This window comes from Halomonas maura (assembly GCF_030409305.1).
Classification (GTDB): Bacteria; Pseudomonadota; Gammaproteobacteria; order Pseudomonadales; family Halomonadaceae; genus Halomonas; species Halomonas maura.
The window spans coordinates 113,352-130,675 of sequence record NZ_JAUFPQ010000031.1 but is presented as its reverse complement, the minus strand read 5'-3'; the positions used below and the strand labels follow the sequence as shown (position 1 = coordinate 130,675).

Sequence of the window (17,324 nt, the reverse complement as noted above, 5' to 3'; positions counted from 1 at the left end):
AGCGCAGCCTTGCGATAGATCGACATAATCCCTTTATCCCTTGCGATGAGAGGCCGTGCGCCTGGCGCACCCGGATAATATGGTCAAGGCCCCGGGAAATGTCACGTCGTGTAACTCTGGCGGCCGGCCGGGCGCTGCGCCGAGCGAGGCACTCCTGCCGACGCCTGTCGCAGCCCCTCCAGTCGCGCGTAGAGGTACTCGGTGAAGAAGCCATGCATCAGGAAGCGTTGACTGAGGTTCCACGGCCCCACCAGGTAATGCGGGTACTTGTTGTAGGCCATTTCGGCCAGGCCCGGGTCGCCGATCAGCTGGCCGATGCGGATGGCCAGCGATTGGTCCAGGTTGAAGCCGTTGATGGCGTCGCGGTACTCCTCCCGGGTCAGCAGCAGGCAGAACAGGCACATGAACAGCCCATGGGCACTCTCGAAGTCCAGCACCTGGGTGCGCCGCCGGCGGACCCTGAAGTCCGCCATGGCGATCGGCCGCCAGTGTGTCCAGCGCAGGGTTTCCGGGGCCAGCGGGGCCGGACGCGCTCGCCAGTGGCCCATCGCCGCGAAGGCGCGGAACAGCTCCTGGTCGTGGTCGACGAAGCTCGCCTCCCGCATGTCCCGGATACACCGGGGATAGAGCGCCAGCGGGGCGACGTCCGCCGCCTCGCCGTTATCGACCAGGAAGTTGATCACGTTCGACTCGGTGGCGAAGTGGCGCAGGATCAGCAGGTTGGCCTCGGGGCTGACCGCATGGGTACAGAACCAGCAGATCAGCCGCTGCAGCAGCCCGTGGGCCCGGAACTGGGGCAGCGGCAGGCGCTTGAGGAACCAGAGTAAATGCAGCAGCGCCCCGAGCAGTCCCTGCAGCAGCGGGCGCAGCCACCAGCGGGTCGGGCGCTCGAGGTCGGCGAGCCACAGGCGCATGGCCTCGGGTTCGATGGGCAGCGAGTCGTCGACTTCCAGGGCCCGCAGGAAGGGGCTGCGCCGGCTAGTCATGGTCCACCTCCTCGAGCTGCAGCGCATAGAGCCGGGCCACGACCCGGGCGGTCCGCAGGATGGCCCGGCGGTCGGCCGCATCGCGACAGACCCGGTCGAGCAGGGCATACAGCTTGTCCAGGTGGGCGTCGTCGTTCTCGCCGTGATAGCGCATGAAGCGCGTGTAGCCGCCGTCGCCGCCGGTCGCGTCGTCGACCCGGCGCGCCCAGTCGCTGGCCATCTTCTGGCCCAGCCCCTCGATGATCCACATGGCGCCGATCAGGTCCACGGGGTTGGGCTGGCTCGCCCGGTACATCATGAAGGCGTGCAGGGCCTCGCTGCCGGCATTGCGCTCGCCCTCGACGATGGCCCGGCGTTCCCCGCCGGCGGCCACGTAGTCCGCCTCGAGCATCTCGTAGTCGCGGTGCTCCTCCCCGGCATGGCCGATCACCATCGCGCGAACCTCGGTGAAGTCGCGGTCGAAGCTCGAGGCGCCGCGGGTGATCCAGCGCGCGCCCTCGACCACCTGCTGGCGCAGGTGCAGCAGCAGGTGGCGATAGTCCTCCAGGGTGAAGCGGCCGCGCTCGAGACGCTGGATCACGGGAACGCGTCCCAGCTGGCGCTCGAAATCGAACCAGATGCGCATCAGCCCCTGCAGGCAGTCCTGCCCGGCCTGGGTGGTGACCCGATGGTTCATGACGCTGTTCATGACGACTCCTTGACGACCGTCAGGTGCATGTAGACGTTGTTGAAGCGACCGCTCTCGGGCACGAAGCACAGCAGGGTGTCGCCCTCGCGGTAGCGCTGGGTGCGGCGGAACTCGTCGAGCATGATGAACAGCGAGGCGCAGCCGGTGTTGCCTCGGGTATAGAGATTGGTGTACCAGCGCTCCTCGGGAATGGCCGCCCCGGCCTGGCTGAGCATGTCGAAGATCTTGCCGCGGAAGTGATGCGAGGAGTAGTGGCAGAGCAGGTGGTCGAGCTTGTCCACCGCGACCCGGCCCTCGTCGATCAGCCGCAGCAGGCCGTCCACGCCGAGCTTGACCAGGTTGTCGAGCAGCCGCACGTCCTGGCGGATCAGCAAGGCGCCGGCGGCCTCCGCCTCGGCGTAGGTGGGGTAGTCCTGCCAGCTCGCGTGGCCCTCGCCGCCGGCCGGTCGGCCGACGCTCATGCACACCGGGAAGGCATCGGCGTGGGACATGCCGCGGATCCAGTCGATGCGGAAGCACAGCTCCCGGGGACGCGTCTCCAGCAGCAGGGCCCCGGCGCCGTCGGAGAGCATCCAGCGCAGGAACTCGGCGTCGAAGTCGACCTCCGCCCCGGCGGCCTCGTAGCGGCTGGCCTTGAACAGCCGCGAGGCCAGCTCGCTGGCGATGACCAGGGCGTTGCCGTGCTCGCCCGCCTTCACGCCGGTGTAGGCCGCCTTCAGCGCCATCATGCTGCTCGAACAGATGCCGTGGCTGGTGTTGAGCTCCACGTCCGACACGCCCAGCTCGGCCTGCACCATGCTGCCGAACCCCGGCAGCACCAGGTCGCCCTGGCTGGTGGCCACACTCAGCATCTCGATGCGCCGCTTGGCCAGGTAGCCCTGCGCCAGGCAGTCCTCGCCCGCCCGGGCGGCCATGGCGGCGTTGCCGATGGTGGTGCGGTGCTCGGCGTCGATGGCGTAGTGGCGCGTCTGGATGCCATTGGACTTGAGGATGCGCCGCTTCAGCCGGCTGGGCCGGCCGTGGACCCGGCCGAGCACCTCCTCGATGTGCGCGTTGTCGACCGGCTCGCCGGGCAGATGGTGGCCGGTGCTGGTGATGTAGACGCTCATGCCGTCGTCCCTCGCTGCTTGAGGGCATAGCGCAGGCAACGCAGGTTCTCCTCCGCATAGGGGAAGAATGCCAGCAGGGCCATGAAGCCGAGGTAGACGGGCAGGTAACCCTCGCCGCCATGGGGCGCGTCGAGCGGCACCAGCCGAAGCTGGCCGGCCCAGTCCAGGGTCAGCAGGTCCCGCATCACCGGCCAGTTGATCACCACGATCATGGCCAGCATGTAGAACGGCAGGCTGGCCAGGTAGCTGTGGGCGTGCATCTCCCAGATGCTGATATGTCGCCGCGGGGCGGCATAGTGCACGTCCCAGTGGGCCACCAGCTCGTGCAGCAGCCAGGCCGCGAGGCAGATCAGCAGTACCAGCACGTTGACCCGGTAGAGCAGGCACAGCAGGATCGGCAGGCCGACCTGCACGCCCATCAGCGAATGGACCAGCGACTCCTTGAGCCCCGAGGTCGCCTCGATGCGGGTGGCCCGGTGGCAGCACCAGTCGACGAAGCCGGCGATGCCCCACAGCGGCAGGAAGACATACAGCAGGACCTGAATCAGTAGCGAATGCGTATCCATCAGCGAACCTCGCGGCGGGATCGAGGGTGAGGGGCTGGAATGATCGAGTCTCCCGTCCCTGGAAGGTTTTGAAACAGTGTTCGTCAATCAGCCTAGCCGGCCGCTCGAGAAATGCAAACGATCGTTTTAATATTGCCTGGGCAAACGCCGGACCTCCTCGTCCTGGCCGCTCACCGCACCGCGGCGCGACCGTCGAGCCCGCCTGGGCAGGGCGTGGACCAGAATATAAGCCATTTCGAATCATTCTGCCCCGCGTCCGTGACCCTCGAGGGCGGTGCGCCCGGGGAGCGCCGCTGGCCGGCAGGCGCCCAGGCGTCCGCGTCGTGCCGATCGCCGGCCCGACGACTTCGGCACTGGGCGGCATGGGGCACTATGCTGGAGTCAGCCCTCGGGGCTTCACGTTGATCCGTCACTCTTCGGGAGGTGCACCATGACGACCACGATGCTCTGCGCGGCACGCCTCGGACGGGGCCTGCTGTTGGCGCTGCCCCTGGTGGCAGGCGCGGCCCTGGCCAGTGACGGCCATGACCTGACCTTCCAGGGCGATGCCAGCTTCAACGGGCCGCACGGCGGCCAGGCGATCCAGGCGGCGCTGGTGGACACGGCCAACGACGAGACCATCGCCGTGGAGACCGGTGAGGTCTCCGCCGACGGCGATCCGGCATTCTCCCTGGAGTTTCCCGGCGTGATGCAGGAAGGCGGCAGCTATGCCGTGCACTACTGGATCGATTCGAACTTCGGCGGCGGCAGCGCCGGCAACTGCGATCCCATGGACAACGACCACCAGTGGAGCGTGACCCTCGAGGCGGGCGGCCAGGCTACCACCCATGTGGAGAGCCACGATCCCTCGGCCCAGACGGCCGTCTGCGATACCTTCCAGTAGCCCTACCACGCCTCCGCCTCATGACCGCGGGCCCGGTGACGACCGGGCCCGCGTCGATCGGGGCGCGATGACCTCGTGGGCGCACCGCTCGGGATTCAGGCCCGGGAAGATCCGTTGGTTCAGTGCATGGCGTTCGGCTTCGACTGGCGGCGCGGCGCCTCGTCGAGGCGGGCGGGATCGACGCCCCGACGCGTGCCGCTCCATCCGGACATCACCAGGGCCGGCGGAAGCGCATCGCGGAACACACCCGCTCCCGCGACATCTGCACCGCCGCCGCGCGGGGCAGCCGGCCCTCGGCCTTGGCCCGGCCGAGCACCTCGTCGAGGTTGTGGCGGATCTTTTCCTCGATGCGGGCCAGGGCCTCGCCCTGGCTGCCGTTGGCGTGTTCGACCGCCGCACAGATGACCCCGCCGGCATTGACGATGAAGTCGGGCAACACCAGCACGCCCCGCTCGGCGAGCCGGCGCTCGGCCTCCTCGGTCGCGGGGATGTTGGCGCCTTCGGCCACCACCCTGGCCCGGAGTCGGTCCACGTTGCCCTCGTGAAGCACATCCGGACGCGCCGCGGGAATCCACACCTCGCACTCGACATCGATGATGGCGTCCCGCTCGCGGGCCTCGCCGCTGCGGAACTCGGCCACCCCATGGCCGCCGCGTTTCCAGTCGATCAGGGCCGGCACGTCGAGACCTTGCGGGCGTGCCAGGGTCCCGGCGGAGTCACTGACCGCCACCAGCAGAGCACCGCGCTCGGCCAGGTAGCGCGCCGCATGCTGGCCCACGGCGCCGAAGCCCTGGATGGCGATGCGTGCCCCCGCGAGCCGGAAGCCGCCATGGGCCTGCGCCTCGTCGATGGCCGCGGCCAGGCCGTACCCCGTGGCACCGATCTCGTCCAGGGGGATGCCGCCGAGTTCACGGGGCAGGCCCACCGCGCGGCCGGTCATGTCATGCACCCAGGCCATGGCGATCTCGTCGGTGCCCATGTCGGGGCCGGGGATGTAGTCCGTCACCGCGCGGATCGCGTAGCCATAGGCCCGCATCAGCCGTTCCTTGTCGGCGGTGGGCATGTGGGGATCGGCGAAGATCACCGCCTTGGCCCCGCCGTGGGGCAGACCGGCCGAGGCGTTCTTCAGCGTCATGGAGCGGGCCAGGCGGGCGCACTCCTCGAGGCTCACGTCCGGGGCCATGCGCGTCCCGCCGATCGCCGGGCCGGCCGCGACGTTGTCGATCACCAGGATGGCGCGCAGTTGGGTGGCGGGATCATGCAGGTAGAGGACCTTCTCCGGTCCCAGTTCGTCGGTCAGCTCAAAGGCGTCGCTCATGTCCCGGTCCTCTCAGGGGGCTTTCCTTCAAGCTAGCAGCCCTGGGGGCGGGCCCCGAGACGGGGGGCATGTCGGGCGACTTTCCCGGAATTCCCTCCGGCCATCGTGGTCCCTTATCTATCCTTGCTGTGTCGACCCCAGCGAGATCGGCAGGGGCGCCAGTCGGCGTCCTCCGTGTCGGCCAGTCGTCCGGGAGGTGAGATGAACATTCGTGATGCCACCAAGGCCCATGCCAGGGACCTGGCCTACCTGATCAACCTCGCGGGCGAGGGCCTGCCCGAGTACCTGTGGGGGCAGATGACCACGGGCAACGAGTCGCCGATGGACGTCGGCGAGCAGCGCGCCGCCCGGGAGGAGGGCGGCTTCAGCTATCGGCATGCCAAGGTCTGCCTGCAGAAGAAGAAGCTGCTGGGGATGATCCTGGACTACCGGCTGCCGGATCCCTACGACCTCGATGATCTCGACGACTGCCCGCGGGTCGTCCAGCCACTGCTGCGCCTCGAGGCCCAGGCACCGGGCAGCTGGTACATCAATGCCATCGCCACCTACAAGGCGGCGCGCCGCCGGGGCGTCGCCAGCCTGCTGATGGCCCAGGCCGAGGCCTCGGCCATCGCCGCCGGCTGTACCGAGATGAGCCTGATCGTCGCCTCCGAGAACGGCGTGGCCAGGACCTTCTACGAGCACCAGGGCTTTCGCGAAGCGGCCTCGCTGCCGATCGAGCCCTACCCCGGCGGCAAGCACGGCGGCGACTGGCTGCTGCTGATCAAGCGCATCGATGCGGACTAGCGCCGGCGCCGGGCGACCGGCCGTGGATGCTCGGCGGGTCGAGCCGCTCATCGAGGGCGATGGCTGACCCGCCTCGTCAGGCGTTCATGATTCGGCAGCCTGTGCCTCCAGCCCATCCTGCAACTTGCCCAGCAGGGCATTGAGGGCCTGCTGCTCCTCGCGGCTCAGCGTCGCCAGCGCCCGAGCCTCGTTGTCCAGGTGCTGCGGCACGGTCTCGTTCACCAGGCCGAGGCCGGCCTCGGTCAGGGTCACCAGCATGCTGCGCCGGTCGGCGGGATTGGGCTGTCGGGCGATCAGCCCGGCTCTCTCCAGGCGGTCCAGCTGGTTGGTCATTCCCCCCGACGAGAGCATCAGCACCTCGAACAGCTGGGTCGGGGTCAGCGCGTAGGGGGCGCCGGCCCGGCGCAGGGTCGCCAGCACATCGAACTCCCTGGGCTGCAGGCCCCGCGCCTTGAAGAAGGGGTCCAGGTATTGTTGGCTGAGGTGTCGGCCGACGCTGGTCAGCCGGGCCGTCAGCTCCATGGGCAGCAGGTCCAGGTCGGGCCGTTCCTGGCGCCACTGGTCGATCGCAACACTCACTCGGTTCATGGGACTTGCCACCTGTTTATCTTGATACTAAGATTCTTTTCATCGTGATACACGATGCCAAGCTATAGGAGCCCAAGGATGACCAACGCCCACGCCGGACACAAGCGCCACGATCGCAGCGGGCTCAAGGCCCTGGGCTGCCTGCTGCTGGTGGGCACCCTGCTGGCCATGTCGCTGACCGTGGCCAAGTTCGCGGACGCGGCGGCCCTGCCTCGCCTGACCTTCCTGATGGTGGCCCTGGCCAGCGCCAGTGGCTGCCTGCTGCTGATCGGCCTGCCGCGGCGCGGCGATTGGCGCCTCGACCGCCGGGTGCTCGAGTACGCCGCCGTCGCCGGCAGCCTGCTGGCGCTGCCCAACGCGCTCGGCTTCCTGGCGGTGCGTCACGTCGGGGCGGGCTTCATCTCGCTGAGCTTCGCCTTTCCCATCCTGGTGACCTGGCTGCTGGCCGTGCTGCTGCGCCTCGAGGCGCTGCGCTGGGATCGTCTGGGGGGCGTGCTGCTGGGGCTATCCGGCGGCATCGTGCTGGCGCTCTCCAAGGCCGGCGCCGGCGGCGGACCGCTGGGCTGGTCGCTGCTGGTCCTGCTGATGCCGGTGACCCTGGCGCTGGGCAACATCTATCGCACCCTGCGCTGGCCGGCGGGTGTTCCGCTGGTGTACCTGACCGCGCTGGTGCTGGCCGGGGCCGCCCTGACCCTGCTGCCGCTCAGCCTGGCCATGGAGCCCGGGCGGATCGGCGAGCTGCTCGCCTCGCCGGCGAGCGCAGGCTTGCTGGGGCTCGAGGTGACGGTATTCACCGTGCTTTACCTGTTCTTCTTTATCCTCCAGCGGCTGGCCGGCCCGGTGTATCTCAGCCAGATCGGCACGGTGGCCGCCACCGTCGGCACCGCCGTCGCCGTGCTGGGACTCGGCGAGCCCGCCCCACCCAACCTGGCGCTGGCCGCCGGCCTGGTGGTCGCCGGCACCCTGATCTTCCAGCGCGGCGCCGCCCGGCCGGCGAGGCCCGCGCCGGACGCGTCCTGCTACGGGCGTCCCTGACGCCACCTCGTTCCCCTGACACTCCCGGAGGTCACCGCATGTCCCTCGATACCGCCCTGCACTGGCGCTATGCCGCCAAGCGCATGAACGGCCAGCGCATTCCCGAGGCCACCCTGGAACGCATCCTCGATGCGGCCCATCTCGCCCCCTCCTCCTACGGCCTGCAGCCCTACTCGGTGGTGGTGGTCGACGACCCGGCGCTGCGTGAGCGCTGCCGGCCGGCGACCTTCGACCAGCCCCAGGTCGGCGAATGCTCGCACCTGCTGGTGTTTGCCACCTGGGAGACCACGGGCGAGGCCGAGGTCGACGAGCTGATCCGCCTGGTGGCCCGGGAGCGCGGACTCGAGGAGGCGCGCCTCGCGGGCTATCGCGACACCCTGAAGGGCGTGGTCAACGGCTTCGAGAGCGCCGCGGATCGCCGGCACTGGGCGGCCAAGCAGGCCTACCTGGCGATGGGCATGGTGCTGGCCGCGGCCGCCCTGGAGCGAGTCGACGCCACGCCCATGGAGGGCTTCGATCCGGCGGCCCTGGATGCGGTGCTCGGCCTGGAGGCGCGCCGGCTGCGCAGCGCCGTGGTGGTGGCGCTGGGCTACCGGGACCAGGACGCCGACTGGCTCGCCGGCCTCAAGAAGGTGCGCTGGCCGAGAGAGCGGGTCATCGCCCGGATGGCCTGAACGCGAGTGGCGCGGGCCGGGGTGATCGGGGGGGCGCCTCCGGATTGCCGGCCCGCACGCAGGCGGGCCTTCATCGACGGTCGTGGCCACACGGCGCGCCTCGCCTGGCCCTCATCGCGCAAGCCGACCATGCTCCCCTTCGACCGCCCCTGAGCCTCCTCGCGGCGGCTATCGGGGGCAAGGCTCACGACCTGATAAGCGAAGGCCAAGGGCTCGTCGTTGGCATCGTCGCAGGGGCCCTACCACCGAAGTTGCCGCTTCTATACTGGAAATTGGGTGATCAGATGATTGATTGGAGGAGGCACCAAGATGAAAGCTTTCGTTCTGCCCATCGCCCTGCTTCTCGGGGTGTCCGGCACCGTCCTGGCCCAGGACGCGCCGAAGTTCTACACCGAGACCTATCCCGCTCATGCACTCCAGCCGGCAATGGAGGCGCAGGGTGCCCTCAATGGGGAAGAGGCCGTACTCGATGCCAAGACCCGTGAGTTGATCGGCCTCGCCGTTGCGGCCCAGATCCCGTGCTCGTATTGCTCCTACGCCCACACTGCGAGCGCCCGGGCCGCGGGGGCGACCGATGACGAGATTCGCGAGGCGGTGGCACTGGCCGCGCAAACGCGGCACTGGAGCACGGTGTTGAACGGGATGCAGTATGACCTGGAGGAGTTCAAGAGCGAATTCGACGAGATGGCCACCCCCACCGAGTAACTTCAACTCGATCGACGCCAGGGCCCTCCCCGGCGTCGATCGCATCGGCCGTTTCCTCGCGAGAGACGCAGACGTGGGGCCGGGCCAGCAGGCACCAGCCGGGGCAATTTCCACGCCAGTCTCTGCTGGACGACCCGCCAGGGTGACGGTGTCAAGGCGCCTGGAAGCGGGCCTCCATCTCCGCCTCGGCCTCGAGGCTCTCCCGGTCGCGGAAGATCGTCGCCATTGCCAGGAGGCGGTCATCGGCGATGAAGCGCGCGGTGAAGTCGTGGGCCGCGGGGTCGCCGTCGGTCTCGATGCGCTCCCAGTGCGTGGCATGCCCCACGTAGTTGATGGCGATGTGGTAATGCTGGCTCCAGAAGAAGGGCACGGCGGCCCGGGCATCCCCGGCGCCGAGGATGTTGCGGGCGGCGCGCTGCCCCTGGCGCTGGGCCACCGCCCAGTGCTCGATGCGCACGCGCTCGCCGCTGATCGGGTCCGGCCAGCGGGCGCTGTCGCCGGCGGCATAGATGCCCGGCACGCTGGTCTCCAGGGTGTCGCTGACCCACACGCCATCGTCCACCCTGAGGCCGGCCGCCTCGGCCAGCGCGGTGCGCGGGCGCACGCCGATGCCCACCACCACCAGGTCGGCGTCGAGGCGCTCGCCGCCCTCCAGCTCGACGGCATCGGCGGTAATCCCGGCCACCTGCTCCTCGAGGTGGAAGACCACCCCCTTCGACTCGTGCAACGCGCGGATGAAGTCACCCAGCGTCTCGCCGAGCACCCGCGCCAGCGGGCGCGTCTCGGGGGCGACCACCCGCACCTCGAGCCCGCGCTTGCGCAGCGACGCCGCCACCTCGAGGCCGATGAAGCTGGCGCCGACCACCACGGCGCGGCGCGCGCCGGCCTCGACGGCACTGATCAGCGCCTCGCTGTCGGCCTGGCTGCGCAGGGTATGCACGTGGGGCAGCTCGGCACCAGGCACCGTCAGGCGCAGCGGCTCGGCGCCGGTGGCCAGCAGCAGCGCCCCGTAGTCGAGCGTCTCGCCGTCGGCGAGCCGCAGTCGCGAGGCCTCGGGCTCGATCGCTACCACCTCGGTGGCGAGTCGCAGGGTGATGTCGTGCTGCGCATAGAAGTCGTCGCCGCGCAGGGGAATCCAGGCGGCCTTCGCCGTGCCGGCCAGGTAGTCCTTGGAGAGGTTGGGGCGGTCGCAGGGTGGGTGCGTGTCATCGCTGACGATCGTCACCGGCCCGGTGTAGCCCTCGCGGCGCAGCATCTCCGCGGCCGCCTCGCCGGCCGCCCCGCCACCCACGATCACCACCGAGGACGGCGAGCGGGCCGGGCGGCGCGCGGGCCCCGGGTCGGCACGTTCCCGCACGATCACCCGGTCGCCGACCACCTCCGTCTTCCAGCAGGTCAGGCCGTCCAGCGCCGGGGCGGCCAGGGCCTCGCCGCTGCGCAGGCTGAAGCAGGCGTGGTGCCAGGGGCAGCGCAGGGTGTCATCGACGATCAGGCCGTCGCCGAGCGGCGCGCCATAGTGGGTGCAGTGGGCCCCGACGGCGTGGAAGTCGCCGCCGCTGCGGGCGAGCAGCACGGCCTTCTCGCCGACATGGCCGGTGAGCATCTGGCCCTCGGCCAGCGCGTTCAGTTCGATGCCGGCGGCCAGGTCGGGGCCGTCCGGGGTCTTGTCGGCACTCATGGCGATCTCCTGCGAATGAAGGGACGTCAGGAGTCACTATAGGCGTCGGGCCGGGCGAGCGTCGGCCGCGATCGAGCCCACCTGGCGAGCGGTCCGACAGGCGCCTAGGCTTTTTCTGAAAAGTCGACGAGCGAAGGCTAGACAAGGCAAAAATCGGTGAAAAGGCGGAGTTTACAGGTAGTAAATGAGCACTTTGAGCCGATTTTTAACGCCGTATAGCCGAGCGCAGGCACTTTTCAGACATATTGCCTAGGGCTTCACCTTGCCGCGCAGCGCCTTGGTCTTGCCCTTCTTGACCTTCTTGTCGACCCGACGCCGCTGGGAGCCCTTGGTGGGCCTGGTCGGCTTGCGGGCCTTCTGCTGCTTGATGGCGTGGCGGATCAGCTCGCGCAGGCGGGTGAGAGCGTCTTCCTTGTTCAGCTCCAGGGTACGGTGGTTCTGGGCCTTGATGATCACCACCCCCTCCTTGCTGATGCGCTGGTCGGAGAGCGCCATCAGCCGCTCCTTGTAGAAGGGCGGCAGGCTGGAGGCGGGGATGTCGAAGCGCAGGTGGACGGCCGAGGCGACCTTGTTGACGTTCTGTCCCCCCGCGCCCTGGGCGCGGATCTGGGTGATCTCGATCTCGTGCTCGGCCAGCTCCACGGTGTTGGAGATACGCAGCATGGCAACCTCGTAAGGGGGCTCAGGTGCCCCGGCGCAGGGGCTCGAGGAGCTCGCTCAGCCCGTTGTGGTCGATCTCGTGCATCAGCTGCAGCAGGCGGCCGATCTGGCCCTCGGGAAAGCCCTCCCGGGCGAACCAGTTGAGGTAGGGGCCGGGCAGGTCGGCGATCAGGGTGCCCTCGTACTTGCCGAAGGGCATGCGCAGGGTGACCAGCCGTTCCAGGTCTTCGGGGTTCACGGGATTCGCTCCTCGGCGCGCTGGGGTGCGGTAAGCATGGCGTGGCAGCTTACGGCACCGGGCCGCCGCCTGCCAGGCCAGTCGGCCTATCCTTCATGCTAGGCTTGCCGTTCGCGCGACGCGCCGTCTCCGCCACGGCCCGCGACAGGCAACCGACAGGGAGGAAGCAGCATGACGACACTGGTGATCGGCGCCAACGGCCAGATCGGCCGCCAGTTCTGCGCGCTCGCCCAGACGGCCGGCGTGCCCATCAAGGCGATGGTCCGCCGCGAGGAACAGCGCGCCTGGTTCGAGGAGCGCGGCATCGCCACGGTGGTGGCCGACCTGGAGGGCGACTTCCGCCACGCCTTCGCGGGCTGCGACCAGGTGCTCTTCACCGCCGGCTCCGGCCCGCATACCGGGCCCGACAAGACGCTGCTGATCGACCTGTACGCCGCGACCCGCGCCGTCGACCTGGCCAGTGAGCTGGGGCTCGCGCGCTTCGTGATGGTCAGCGCCCTGCGCGCCGAGGATCCCCAGGCCGCGCCCGAGACACTGCGCCCCTACATGGCCGCCAAGTTCGCCGCCGATGCCTACCTGCGCTCGGCCGGCGTGCCGCACCTGATCCTCAAGCCCGGCCGGCTCACCGACGAGCCCGCCACGGACAGGGTCGCCACCTCGCTCGAGGAGACCGGCGGCGAGAACACCGTGTCGCGGGCCAACGTGGCCCATGCGCTGCTGCACCTGGTGCAGGCCCGGTGGCTGGTCGACCGGGAGTTCCACCTGCTGGACGGCGAGCGCGTGATCACCGAGGCCCTGGCCTGAGCCACCACGCTACCCAGTCCTACGGAGGAGACACCGCCATGACGACACCAGACCCCGTGGCGGCGCTCGCCGTCCGGGCCCGTCGGGTGCTCGAGCAGGCCCCCGAGAGCCTGCTGCCGATGACCTACCAGCAGCTCGCCGAGGCGCTGGGGCTCGCCCCGCCGCGGACCATCCAGCGCGTCGCCCGGGCACTGGAGGCGCTGATGGGGGAGGACGCCCGCCAGGGGCGTCCCTTCATCGCCGCCCTGGTGGTCAGCCGGCGAGGCGAGGGATTGCCGGCGCAGGGCTTCTTCGACCTCGCCGTGGAACTGGGGCGTTTCCCGGCCGACCCGTCGGGCCATGCCGAGGCCTGGCGGGACGAGTTCCAACGCGCGCTGGCGGCCCGCGGCTAGCCTGGCTCTTCCGCGGCTCCGACCAGCCAGTCCCGGAAGGCGGCCATGGCTGGGCTTGGCTTGCGTGATTTCAACCACGTCAGCCAGTAGCTGCCCAGGGAGATGCTGGTGGGGAAGGGCTGCACCACCTCGCCCATGGCGAGTGCATGGGCAAACATGCACGGTGGCAACAACGCGATTCCGGCGCCCTGCCGTGCCGCCTCCATCATCGCCAGAGAGGAATCGAAGCGCATCGTACGCATTGGCGGTGGGTGGGCCACCCGCGCCGTCGCGAACCACTGTGACCATTCCTGATCGCGGTACGAGCGAAGCAGGGTGTGGGACAGCAGGTCCGTCGGGTGTGTCAGGCTCGCTGCCAGGATGGGCGTGCAGATCGGCGACAGAGGGGCCTCGAACAGCGGCATCGCCTCGTTGCCGTGCCAGCCCCCGTCGCCGAAACGAATGGCACAATCCAGCCCTTCGGCGGCCAGGTCGACCTTGTTGTTGTGGGTGGAGAGACGCACCTCGATCAGCGGGTGCCGGGTGTGGAAGTCATTCAGCCGCGGCAGTAGCCATCCCACCGCAAAGGTACCGACCGCCCCGACCGTCAGGATCTCGCGGACCTCGCCATCCTGAAGGCGCTGCAGCATCTCGCCCATGCGGTCGAGGGCATCGCCGAGGACCGGCAGCAGCGCCTCCCCTTCCGGGGTGATCGCGAGGCCCCGAGGCAAGCGACGGAACAGGCTGCGGTTCAGGTGCAGTTCCAGCTGCTTGACGTGATGACTGACCGCCGCCTGGGTGACGTGCAGTTCCTCGGCGGCGCGGGTGAAGCTGGCATGCCGGGCAGCGGCCTCGAAGGCACGCAAGGCATTGAGGGGCAGGTAGGGACGTGTCATGCCAGGCCAAGCTCAGCTAATGGGTCATGCAAGATATCATGGTTTGTCCTCTCGCAAAGCGGGCGGCTACGCTTGCCTCTCCATGGCCACCAGACTGGATATGGTGGCGACACTCGGCGAGAGAGACATTGACGATGAAACGTTTACCCACCTTGCTAGGCCAGGCTTTGTTGACCCTCTTGCCGATGTCGGCTCTGGCTGGCGACTGGCAGCCACGCCCCGACTGGGCCGGGATCCTCGCCGAGCAGGGGGCCGAGAACGCGACCCTGGTGATCGTCGACCAGCGGGAGGGTCGCGAGGAGCGCTGGGTGGTGAATCCCGAGCGGGCCGCAGAGCGACTCTCGCCGGCCTCCACCTTCAAGGTGCCCCATGCGCTCTTCGCGCTGGGTGCCGGCGTGGTCGAGGACGAGTTCGAGGTGATTCCCTGGGACGGTCAAGAACGTGACGTGGCGGCCTGGAACCAGGACCAGACCCTGCGCTCGGCACTTCGTTACTCCACGGTCTGGGTCTTCCAGCGCCTGGCCGAGCAGATCGGCCGCGAGCGCGAGCGGGCATACCTGAGCGAGATCGGCTACGGCAACGCCACGCTCGGCGACGACGTCGAGCGCTTCTGGCTCGACGGCAGCCTGCGGGTCACGGCCATCGAGCAGGTCGACTTCCTCGAGCGGCTCTACGCGCTGGCGCTGCCCTTCGCCGAGGCCGACCAGCGGCTGGTCAAGGACATCATGATCAATGAAGCGGGCCGTGACTGGATCCTGCGCGCCAAGAGCGGCTGGGACGGCCAGGTCGGCTGGTGGGTGGGGTGGGTCGAGCGGCCCGGCGGCCCGGTGTTCTTCGCCCTGAACCTCGATACGCCCGAGCGCCTGGCCGACCTGCCCAAGCGCGAGGCCATCACCCGGGCGGTGCTGCGCCGGCTGGAGGCGCTGCCGGTCCCGCGGTGAGGCCGGGCCATCCGGCCCAACGGGGCTGTCTGACCCGGCGAGCGCGTCGGGTCACATCTGCGCGGCCAGGTAGTTCTCCCGGCCGACCAGCTTGATCAGCCGGAGTTGCTGCTCCAGCCAGTAGGCGTGGTCCTGCTCGGTATCGGAGAGCAGCGGCAGCAATACGGTGCGGGTCTGGAAGTCGCGCTCCCGCTCGCACAGGGCGATGGCGGCCTTCAGGGCGTCGCCCACCTCGTATTCCAGCTGCAGGTCGTTGGTGAGCATCTCCTCCACGTCCTGGCCGATGCGCACCGGGGTGCGGGTATGCATGTCGGGCTTGCCCTCGAGGAACAGGATCCGCTCGATCAGCTGCTTGGCATGGCCCTTCTCGTCGTCGAACTCGTGGGCGATGCGCTCGTGGAGCTTGCCGAGGCCCATGTCGGCGTACATCTCGGCATGGATGAAGTACTGGTCCATGGCGGCGAGCTCGGCGGCGAGCAGGCCGTTCAGGGCGTCGATGATCTCGGGATGGCCTTTCATGGGAGTCCTTTCCTGGCGCAGGGGATGTCAGGGCTGCATCCTATGAAGAGTCACGTCCTTGGTCAAGTTTTCCTTTTAATTCAGAATGTTGCGATTATCTTTGCGTGCGATTCGCAATTCGCTTCACGGCGCGGTGGCGCCGTCGACCCGCCGGGCCAGGACCTCCATGAAGGCCTGGATGCGCGCCGCGTTGGTGCCGAGGTCGCTCTTGCCGACCCGGGAGGCGGAGCGCATGTCGACCCTCACGCCGTCGTCCATCTCGGTCAGGCGGATCACCACGTCGTCCCGGAAGCCGAACCAGCGGGTGGTGGCGGTGGCCTCGATCCGTGTCGGTTCGATGGCCACGATCTCCCAGCGATGCTCCCGGGCCGTGGCCTCGGCGGCGCCCCGCACCTCGCCGAGCGTGGCGTCCAGGGTCAGCGGCCCGAGCCGCGGATAGCCGGCCCGCTGCTGGCGGGCGGTGGCCTCGCCGGGGTAGGCCACGGCGTTGGGCGCCGCCTCCCGGGCGGGTACCAGAGCGTCGAAGGCGGGCGGGTTCTCCAGATCCGTGGTGATGTCATGGATCGGCGGCACACTGCGGGCGAGTTGCATCCACTGGGCCGGCAGGGCCACCAGGCTCGCCCCGGCGGCGATCACCAGGGCGCCCACCAGCGCCACCCGCCAGCGCCGGCAGACCATGGCGACGACCAGCGTCACCAGCGCCACCACCCCGGCACCGATCAGCAGATGCGCGCCCTGGCGCAGCCAGGCGAAGGAGGTGGACAGCGACACCAGCTCGAGCCGGTAGGCCGGCCCCGCGCCGCCCATCAGCAGGGCGGCCACGATCAGCAGGATCACCGCCAGCCAGGCGAGGCGCCTGGGCCACCTGCCGCCGCGCCGGGGCGGCTTGAGCGTCAAGGATGACATGCTGGTTCCTTCCCCCTTTGCTCCCGACAGGCCCTCAGCATACGTGCTGGGCCATCATCCTGGCGACCGTACCCGGGCGGGCGCGCCATTCCCGCGGGATGCTAGGCTGGCGGAGCCGTCATGCCGGCCCCGTTCCGCTGCCAACCACTGGGGAGATACCAGCCGATGCCGTTCATCCGTGGACCCGCCGCCGTGATCCGTGACGCCGGCCCGAGGGACGCCCGCGCCATCGCCCGCATCCACGTGGGCGCCTGGCACGATGCTTACGCCGGCATCGTGCCAGATGGCTACCTGCAGCGCCTCTCGGCGGCGCGCTTCACCCGCCGCTGGCTCGGCTCGCTGACGGCCACGCCGGGCGGCACCCTGGTGGCCACGGCGCCCGGCGGCCGCGTGGTGGGTTGGGTCGCCATGGGGCGCAGCCGTGACCAGGACGTCGCCGAGGCCGGCGAGGTCTACGCCATCTACCTGCGGGCCGAGCAGTGGGGGCGGGGCGTGGGCCGGGCGCTGCTGGCCGCCGCCGAGCGGCGACTGGCCGGGGACGGCCACCGGCTGGCCAGCCTCTGGGTGCTCGAGGCCAACCATCGGGCGCGGTGCTTCTATGCCCGGGTCGGCTATGTGCCGGACGGCCGCCGGGAATCCCTGCGGCTCGGCGGCAAGGAACTGTGCGAACTGCGCTACCGCAAGCCGTTGCGGTGATCGCGCGCGGCAATCGCCGACAGGGGATGCCGGAGGCGCTCCCGTCGACGACGTTGCCTGCGCCGCACGAGGCAGCATGAGCGGCTTGTCCGGCCATTACCCCGGTGCTGTGGGGAGCCCCGCTCATCCCTGGTCATGATAGGCGTTTAAAAAGATCAGCCTATGAGGGGGCATCATGATGCCAACACTGATCAAGGGGGCAGGTCGTCAGCGTGCCCGTCACTTCGCCGCCGTGTTGCGGCACTGTGCTTCGCCCCCTCCCGTGAGTGCTATCCCA

At 69.4% G+C, this 17,324-nt stretch carries 21 protein-coding genes; 9 read left to right on the top strand and 12 right to left on the bottom strand.

Going from position 1 to position 17,324, the window contains the following annotated elements:
• Positions 1 to 101: 101 nt before the first annotated feature.
• Genes QWY76_RS19545 through QWY76_RS19530 form a run of 4 tightly spaced genes read right to left on the bottom strand, consistent with a single transcriptional unit; the run spans position 102 to position 3,349 of the window.
• On the bottom strand, positions 102 to 986 hold the full coding sequence (locus QWY76_RS19545) for a DUF6999 family protein (RefSeq protein WP_290313225.1): 885 nt from the start codon (positions 984 to 986) through the stop codon (positions 102 to 104).
• Entirely contained in the window at positions 979 to 1,674 is a 696-nt protein-coding gene (locus tag QWY76_RS19540; protein ID WP_290313224.1) for an iron-containing redox enzyme family protein, read from the bottom strand. Before QWY76_RS19540 ends, QWY76_RS19545 begins: the two co-directional genes overlap by 8 nt.
• Positions 1,671 to 2,783, bottom strand: a complete 1,113-nt coding sequence (locus tag QWY76_RS19535) for a beta-ketoacyl-ACP synthase III (protein ID WP_290313222.1) — start codon at positions 2,781 to 2,783, stop codon at positions 1,671 to 1,673. The genes QWY76_RS19540 and QWY76_RS19535 overlap by 4 nt, the downstream gene beginning before the upstream one ends.
• Positions 2,780 to 3,349 (bottom strand): diguanylate cyclase, encoded by a 570-nt coding sequence (locus QWY76_RS19530; RefSeq protein WP_290313221.1) that lies wholly within the window; start codon positions 3,347 to 3,349, stop codon positions 2,780 to 2,782. Before QWY76_RS19530 ends, QWY76_RS19535 begins: the two co-directional genes overlap by 4 nt.
• Positions 3,350 to 3,779: 430 nt before the next feature.
• Here QWY76_RS19530 and QWY76_RS19525 point away from each other — a divergent pair, with 430 nt between their 5' ends.
• A complete protein-coding gene (locus QWY76_RS19525) occupies positions 3,780 to 4,232 on the top strand; it encodes a hotdog family protein (protein WP_290313220.1) in 453 nt (150 codons plus the stop codon).
• Positions 4,233 to 4,443: 211 nt separating this feature from the next.
• Here QWY76_RS19525 and QWY76_RS19520 read toward each other — a convergent pair whose 3' ends face one another.
• A complete protein-coding gene (locus QWY76_RS19520; RefSeq protein ID WP_290313218.1) occupies positions 4,444 to 5,550 on the bottom strand; it encodes a Glu/Leu/Phe/Val family dehydrogenase in 1,107 nt (368 codons plus the stop codon).
• Between the two features lie 201 nt (positions 5,551 to 5,751).
• Between QWY76_RS19520 and QWY76_RS19515 the strand changes: the two genes are divergently transcribed.
• The gene (locus QWY76_RS19515; protein WP_290313217.1) at positions 5,752 to 6,336 is read left to right on the top strand and encodes a GNAT family N-acetyltransferase; all 585 of its coding nucleotides are present in this window, start codon (positions 5,752 to 5,754) and stop codon (positions 6,334 to 6,336) included.
• Positions 6,337 to 6,420: 84 nt separating this feature from the next.
• On the opposite strand, the gene QWY76_RS19510 is transcribed toward QWY76_RS19515, so the two are convergent.
• The gene (locus QWY76_RS19510; protein ID WP_290313216.1) at positions 6,421 to 6,924 is read right to left on the bottom strand and encodes a MarR family winged helix-turn-helix transcriptional regulator; all 504 of its coding nucleotides are present in this window, start codon (positions 6,922 to 6,924) and stop codon (positions 6,421 to 6,423) included.
• Positions 6,925 to 7,002: 78 nt separating this feature from the next.
• Between QWY76_RS19510 and QWY76_RS19505 the strand changes: the two genes are divergently transcribed.
• The 3 genes from QWY76_RS19505 (at position 7,003) to QWY76_RS19495 (ending at position 9,338) form a co-directional block, all read left to right on the top strand.
• A complete protein-coding gene (locus tag QWY76_RS19505; RefSeq protein WP_290313215.1) occupies positions 7,003 to 7,959 on the top strand; it encodes a DMT family transporter in 957 nt (318 codons plus the stop codon).
• Between the two features lie 38 nt (positions 7,960 to 7,997).
• Positions 7,998 to 8,633 (top strand): NAD(P)H-dependent oxidoreductase, encoded by a 636-nt coding sequence (locus tag QWY76_RS19500; protein ID WP_290313213.1) that lies wholly within the window; start codon positions 7,998 to 8,000, stop codon positions 8,631 to 8,633.
• 309 nt (positions 8,634 to 8,942) lie between these two features.
• Positions 8,943 to 9,338 carry a carboxymuconolactone decarboxylase family protein gene (locus QWY76_RS19495; RefSeq protein ID WP_290313212.1) on the top strand — a complete coding sequence of 132 codons (396 nt, stop codon included), beginning with the start codon at positions 8,943 to 8,945 and terminating at the stop codon, positions 9,336 to 9,338.
• 151 nt (positions 9,339 to 9,489) lie between these two features.
• Here QWY76_RS19495 and QWY76_RS19490 read toward each other — a convergent pair whose 3' ends face one another.
• From QWY76_RS19490 to QWY76_RS19480, 3 genes are all read right to left on the bottom strand, one after another.
• A complete protein-coding gene (locus QWY76_RS19490; RefSeq protein ID WP_290313211.1) occupies positions 9,490 to 11,016 on the bottom strand; it encodes an FAD-dependent oxidoreductase in 1,527 nt (508 codons plus the stop codon).
• Positions 11,017 to 11,265: 249 nt separating this feature from the next.
• The gene (gene arfB / locus QWY76_RS19485) at positions 11,266 to 11,679 is read right to left on the bottom strand and encodes an alternative ribosome rescue aminoacyl-tRNA hydrolase ArfB (protein ID WP_290313210.1); all 414 of its coding nucleotides are present in this window, start codon (positions 11,677 to 11,679) and stop codon (positions 11,266 to 11,268) included.
• Between the two features lie 19 nt (positions 11,680 to 11,698).
• Positions 11,699 to 11,914 carry a DUF3820 family protein gene (locus QWY76_RS19480; protein WP_290313208.1) on the bottom strand — a complete coding sequence of 72 codons (216 nt, stop codon included), beginning with the start codon at positions 11,912 to 11,914 and terminating at the stop codon, positions 11,699 to 11,701.
• A gap of 171 nt (positions 11,915 to 12,085) precedes the next feature.
• Between QWY76_RS19480 and QWY76_RS19475 the strand changes: the two genes are divergently transcribed.
• Both QWY76_RS19475 and QWY76_RS19470 read left to right on the top strand, forming a co-directional pair.
• Entirely contained in the window at positions 12,086 to 12,718 is a 633-nt protein-coding gene (locus QWY76_RS19475) for an SDR family oxidoreductase (protein WP_290313207.1), read from the top strand.
• A 38-nt stretch (positions 12,719 to 12,756) separates the two neighbouring features.
• The gene (locus QWY76_RS19470) at positions 12,757 to 13,110 is read left to right on the top strand and encodes a hypothetical protein (protein WP_290313205.1); all 354 of its coding nucleotides are present in this window, start codon (positions 12,757 to 12,759) and stop codon (positions 13,108 to 13,110) included.
• Here the strand turns inward: QWY76_RS19470 and QWY76_RS19465 are convergent.
• On the bottom strand, positions 13,107 to 13,985 hold the full coding sequence (locus tag QWY76_RS19465; protein WP_290313204.1) for a LysR family transcriptional regulator: 879 nt from the start codon (positions 13,983 to 13,985) through the stop codon (positions 13,107 to 13,109). The genes QWY76_RS19470 and QWY76_RS19465 overlap by 4 nt on opposite strands.
• Before the next feature lie 152 nt (positions 13,986 to 14,137).
• Between QWY76_RS19465 and blaOXA the strand changes: the two genes are divergently transcribed.
• Complete coding sequence (gene blaOXA, locus QWY76_RS19460; protein ID WP_435389006.1) at positions 14,138 to 14,926, top strand: class D beta-lactamase; 789 nt, start codon at positions 14,138 to 14,140, stop codon at positions 14,924 to 14,926.
• Positions 14,927 to 14,977: 51 nt separating this feature from the next.
• On the opposite strand, the gene bfr is transcribed toward blaOXA, so the two are convergent.
• Both bfr and QWY76_RS19450 read right to left on the bottom strand, forming a co-directional pair.
• Positions 14,978 to 15,445 carry a bacterioferritin gene (bfr, locus tag QWY76_RS19455; protein ID WP_290313201.1) on the bottom strand — a complete coding sequence of 156 codons (468 nt, stop codon included), beginning with the start codon at positions 15,443 to 15,445 and terminating at the stop codon, positions 14,978 to 14,980.
• A 123-nt stretch (positions 15,446 to 15,568) separates the two neighbouring features.
• Positions 15,569 to 16,351 (bottom strand): DUF1499 domain-containing protein, encoded by a 783-nt coding sequence (locus QWY76_RS19450; protein WP_290313200.1) that lies wholly within the window; start codon positions 16,349 to 16,351, stop codon positions 15,569 to 15,571.
• 165 nt (positions 16,352 to 16,516) lie between these two features.
• On the opposite strand from QWY76_RS19450, the gene QWY76_RS19445 reads away from it, so the two are divergent.
• The gene (locus QWY76_RS19445) at positions 16,517 to 17,047 is read left to right on the top strand and encodes a GNAT family N-acetyltransferase (RefSeq protein ID WP_290313199.1); all 531 of its coding nucleotides are present in this window, start codon (positions 16,517 to 16,519) and stop codon (positions 17,045 to 17,047) included.
• Positions 17,048 to 17,324: the final 277 nt, after the last annotated feature.

What these genes read in the sequence shown, in the direction of transcription:
- QWY76_RS19515 (WP_290313217.1), top strand. Translation starts at nt 5,752, where the DNA reads ATGAACATTCGTGATGCCACCAAGGCCCATGCCAGGGACCTGGCCTAC.
- QWY76_RS19525 (WP_290313220.1), top strand. Translation starts at nt 3,780, where the DNA reads ATGACGACCACGATGCTCTGCGCGGCACGCCTCGGACGGGGCCTGCTG.
- QWY76_RS19475 (WP_290313207.1), top strand. Translation starts at nt 12,086, where the DNA reads ATGACGACACTGGTGATCGGCGCCAACGGCCAGATCGGCCGCCAGTTC.
- QWY76_RS19535 (WP_290313222.1), bottom strand. Translation starts at nt 2,783, where the DNA reads ATGAGCGTCTACATCACCAGCACCGGCCACCATCTGCCCGGCGAGCCG.
- bfr (WP_290313201.1), bottom strand. Translation starts at nt 15,445, where the DNA reads ATGAAAGGCCATCCCGAGATCATCGACGCCCTGAACGGCCTGCTCGCC.
- QWY76_RS19470 (WP_290313205.1), top strand. Translation starts at nt 12,757, where the DNA reads ATGACGACACCAGACCCCGTGGCGGCGCTCGCCGTCCGGGCCCGTCGG.
- arfB (WP_290313210.1), bottom strand. Translation starts at nt 11,679, where the DNA reads ATGCTGCGTATCTCCAACACCGTGGAGCTGGCCGAGCACGAGATCGAG.
- QWY76_RS19465 (WP_290313204.1), bottom strand. Translation starts at nt 13,985, where the DNA reads ATGACACGTCCCTACCTGCCCCTCAATGCCTTGCGTGCCTTCGAGGCC.
- QWY76_RS19500 (WP_290313213.1), top strand. Translation starts at nt 7,998, where the DNA reads ATGTCCCTCGATACCGCCCTGCACTGGCGCTATGCCGCCAAGCGCATG.
- QWY76_RS19520 (WP_290313218.1), bottom strand. Translation starts at nt 5,550, where the DNA reads ATGAGCGACGCCTTTGAGCTGACCGACGAACTGGGACCGGAGAAGGTC.
- QWY76_RS19530 (WP_290313221.1), bottom strand. Translation starts at nt 3,349, where the DNA reads ATGGATACGCATTCGCTACTGATTCAGGTCCTGCTGTATGTCTTCCTG.
- QWY76_RS19495 (WP_290313212.1), top strand. Translation starts at nt 8,943, where the DNA reads ATGAAAGCTTTCGTTCTGCCCATCGCCCTGCTTCTCGGGGTGTCCGGC.
- QWY76_RS19450 (WP_290313200.1), bottom strand. Translation starts at nt 16,351, where the DNA reads ATGTCATCCTTGACGCTCAAGCCGCCCCGGCGCGGCGGCAGGTGGCCC.
- QWY76_RS19445 (WP_290313199.1), top strand. Translation starts at nt 16,517, where the DNA reads ATGCCGTTCATCCGTGGACCCGCCGCCGTGATCCGTGACGCCGGCCCG.
- QWY76_RS19540 (WP_290313224.1), bottom strand. Translation starts at nt 1,674, where the DNA reads ATGAACAGCGTCATGAACCATCGGGTCACCACCCAGGCCGGGCAGGAC.
- QWY76_RS19490 (WP_290313211.1), bottom strand. Translation starts at nt 11,016, where the DNA reads ATGAGTGCCGACAAGACCCCGGACGGCCCCGACCTGGCCGCCGGCATC.
- QWY76_RS19505 (WP_290313215.1), top strand. Translation starts at nt 7,003, where the DNA reads ATGACCAACGCCCACGCCGGACACAAGCGCCACGATCGCAGCGGGCTC.
- QWY76_RS19510 (WP_290313216.1), bottom strand. Translation starts at nt 6,924, where the DNA reads ATGAACCGAGTGAGTGTTGCGATCGACCAGTGGCGCCAGGAACGGCCC.
- QWY76_RS19545 (WP_290313225.1), bottom strand. Translation starts at nt 986, where the DNA reads ATGACTAGCCGGCGCAGCCCCTTCCTGCGGGCCCTGGAAGTCGACGAC.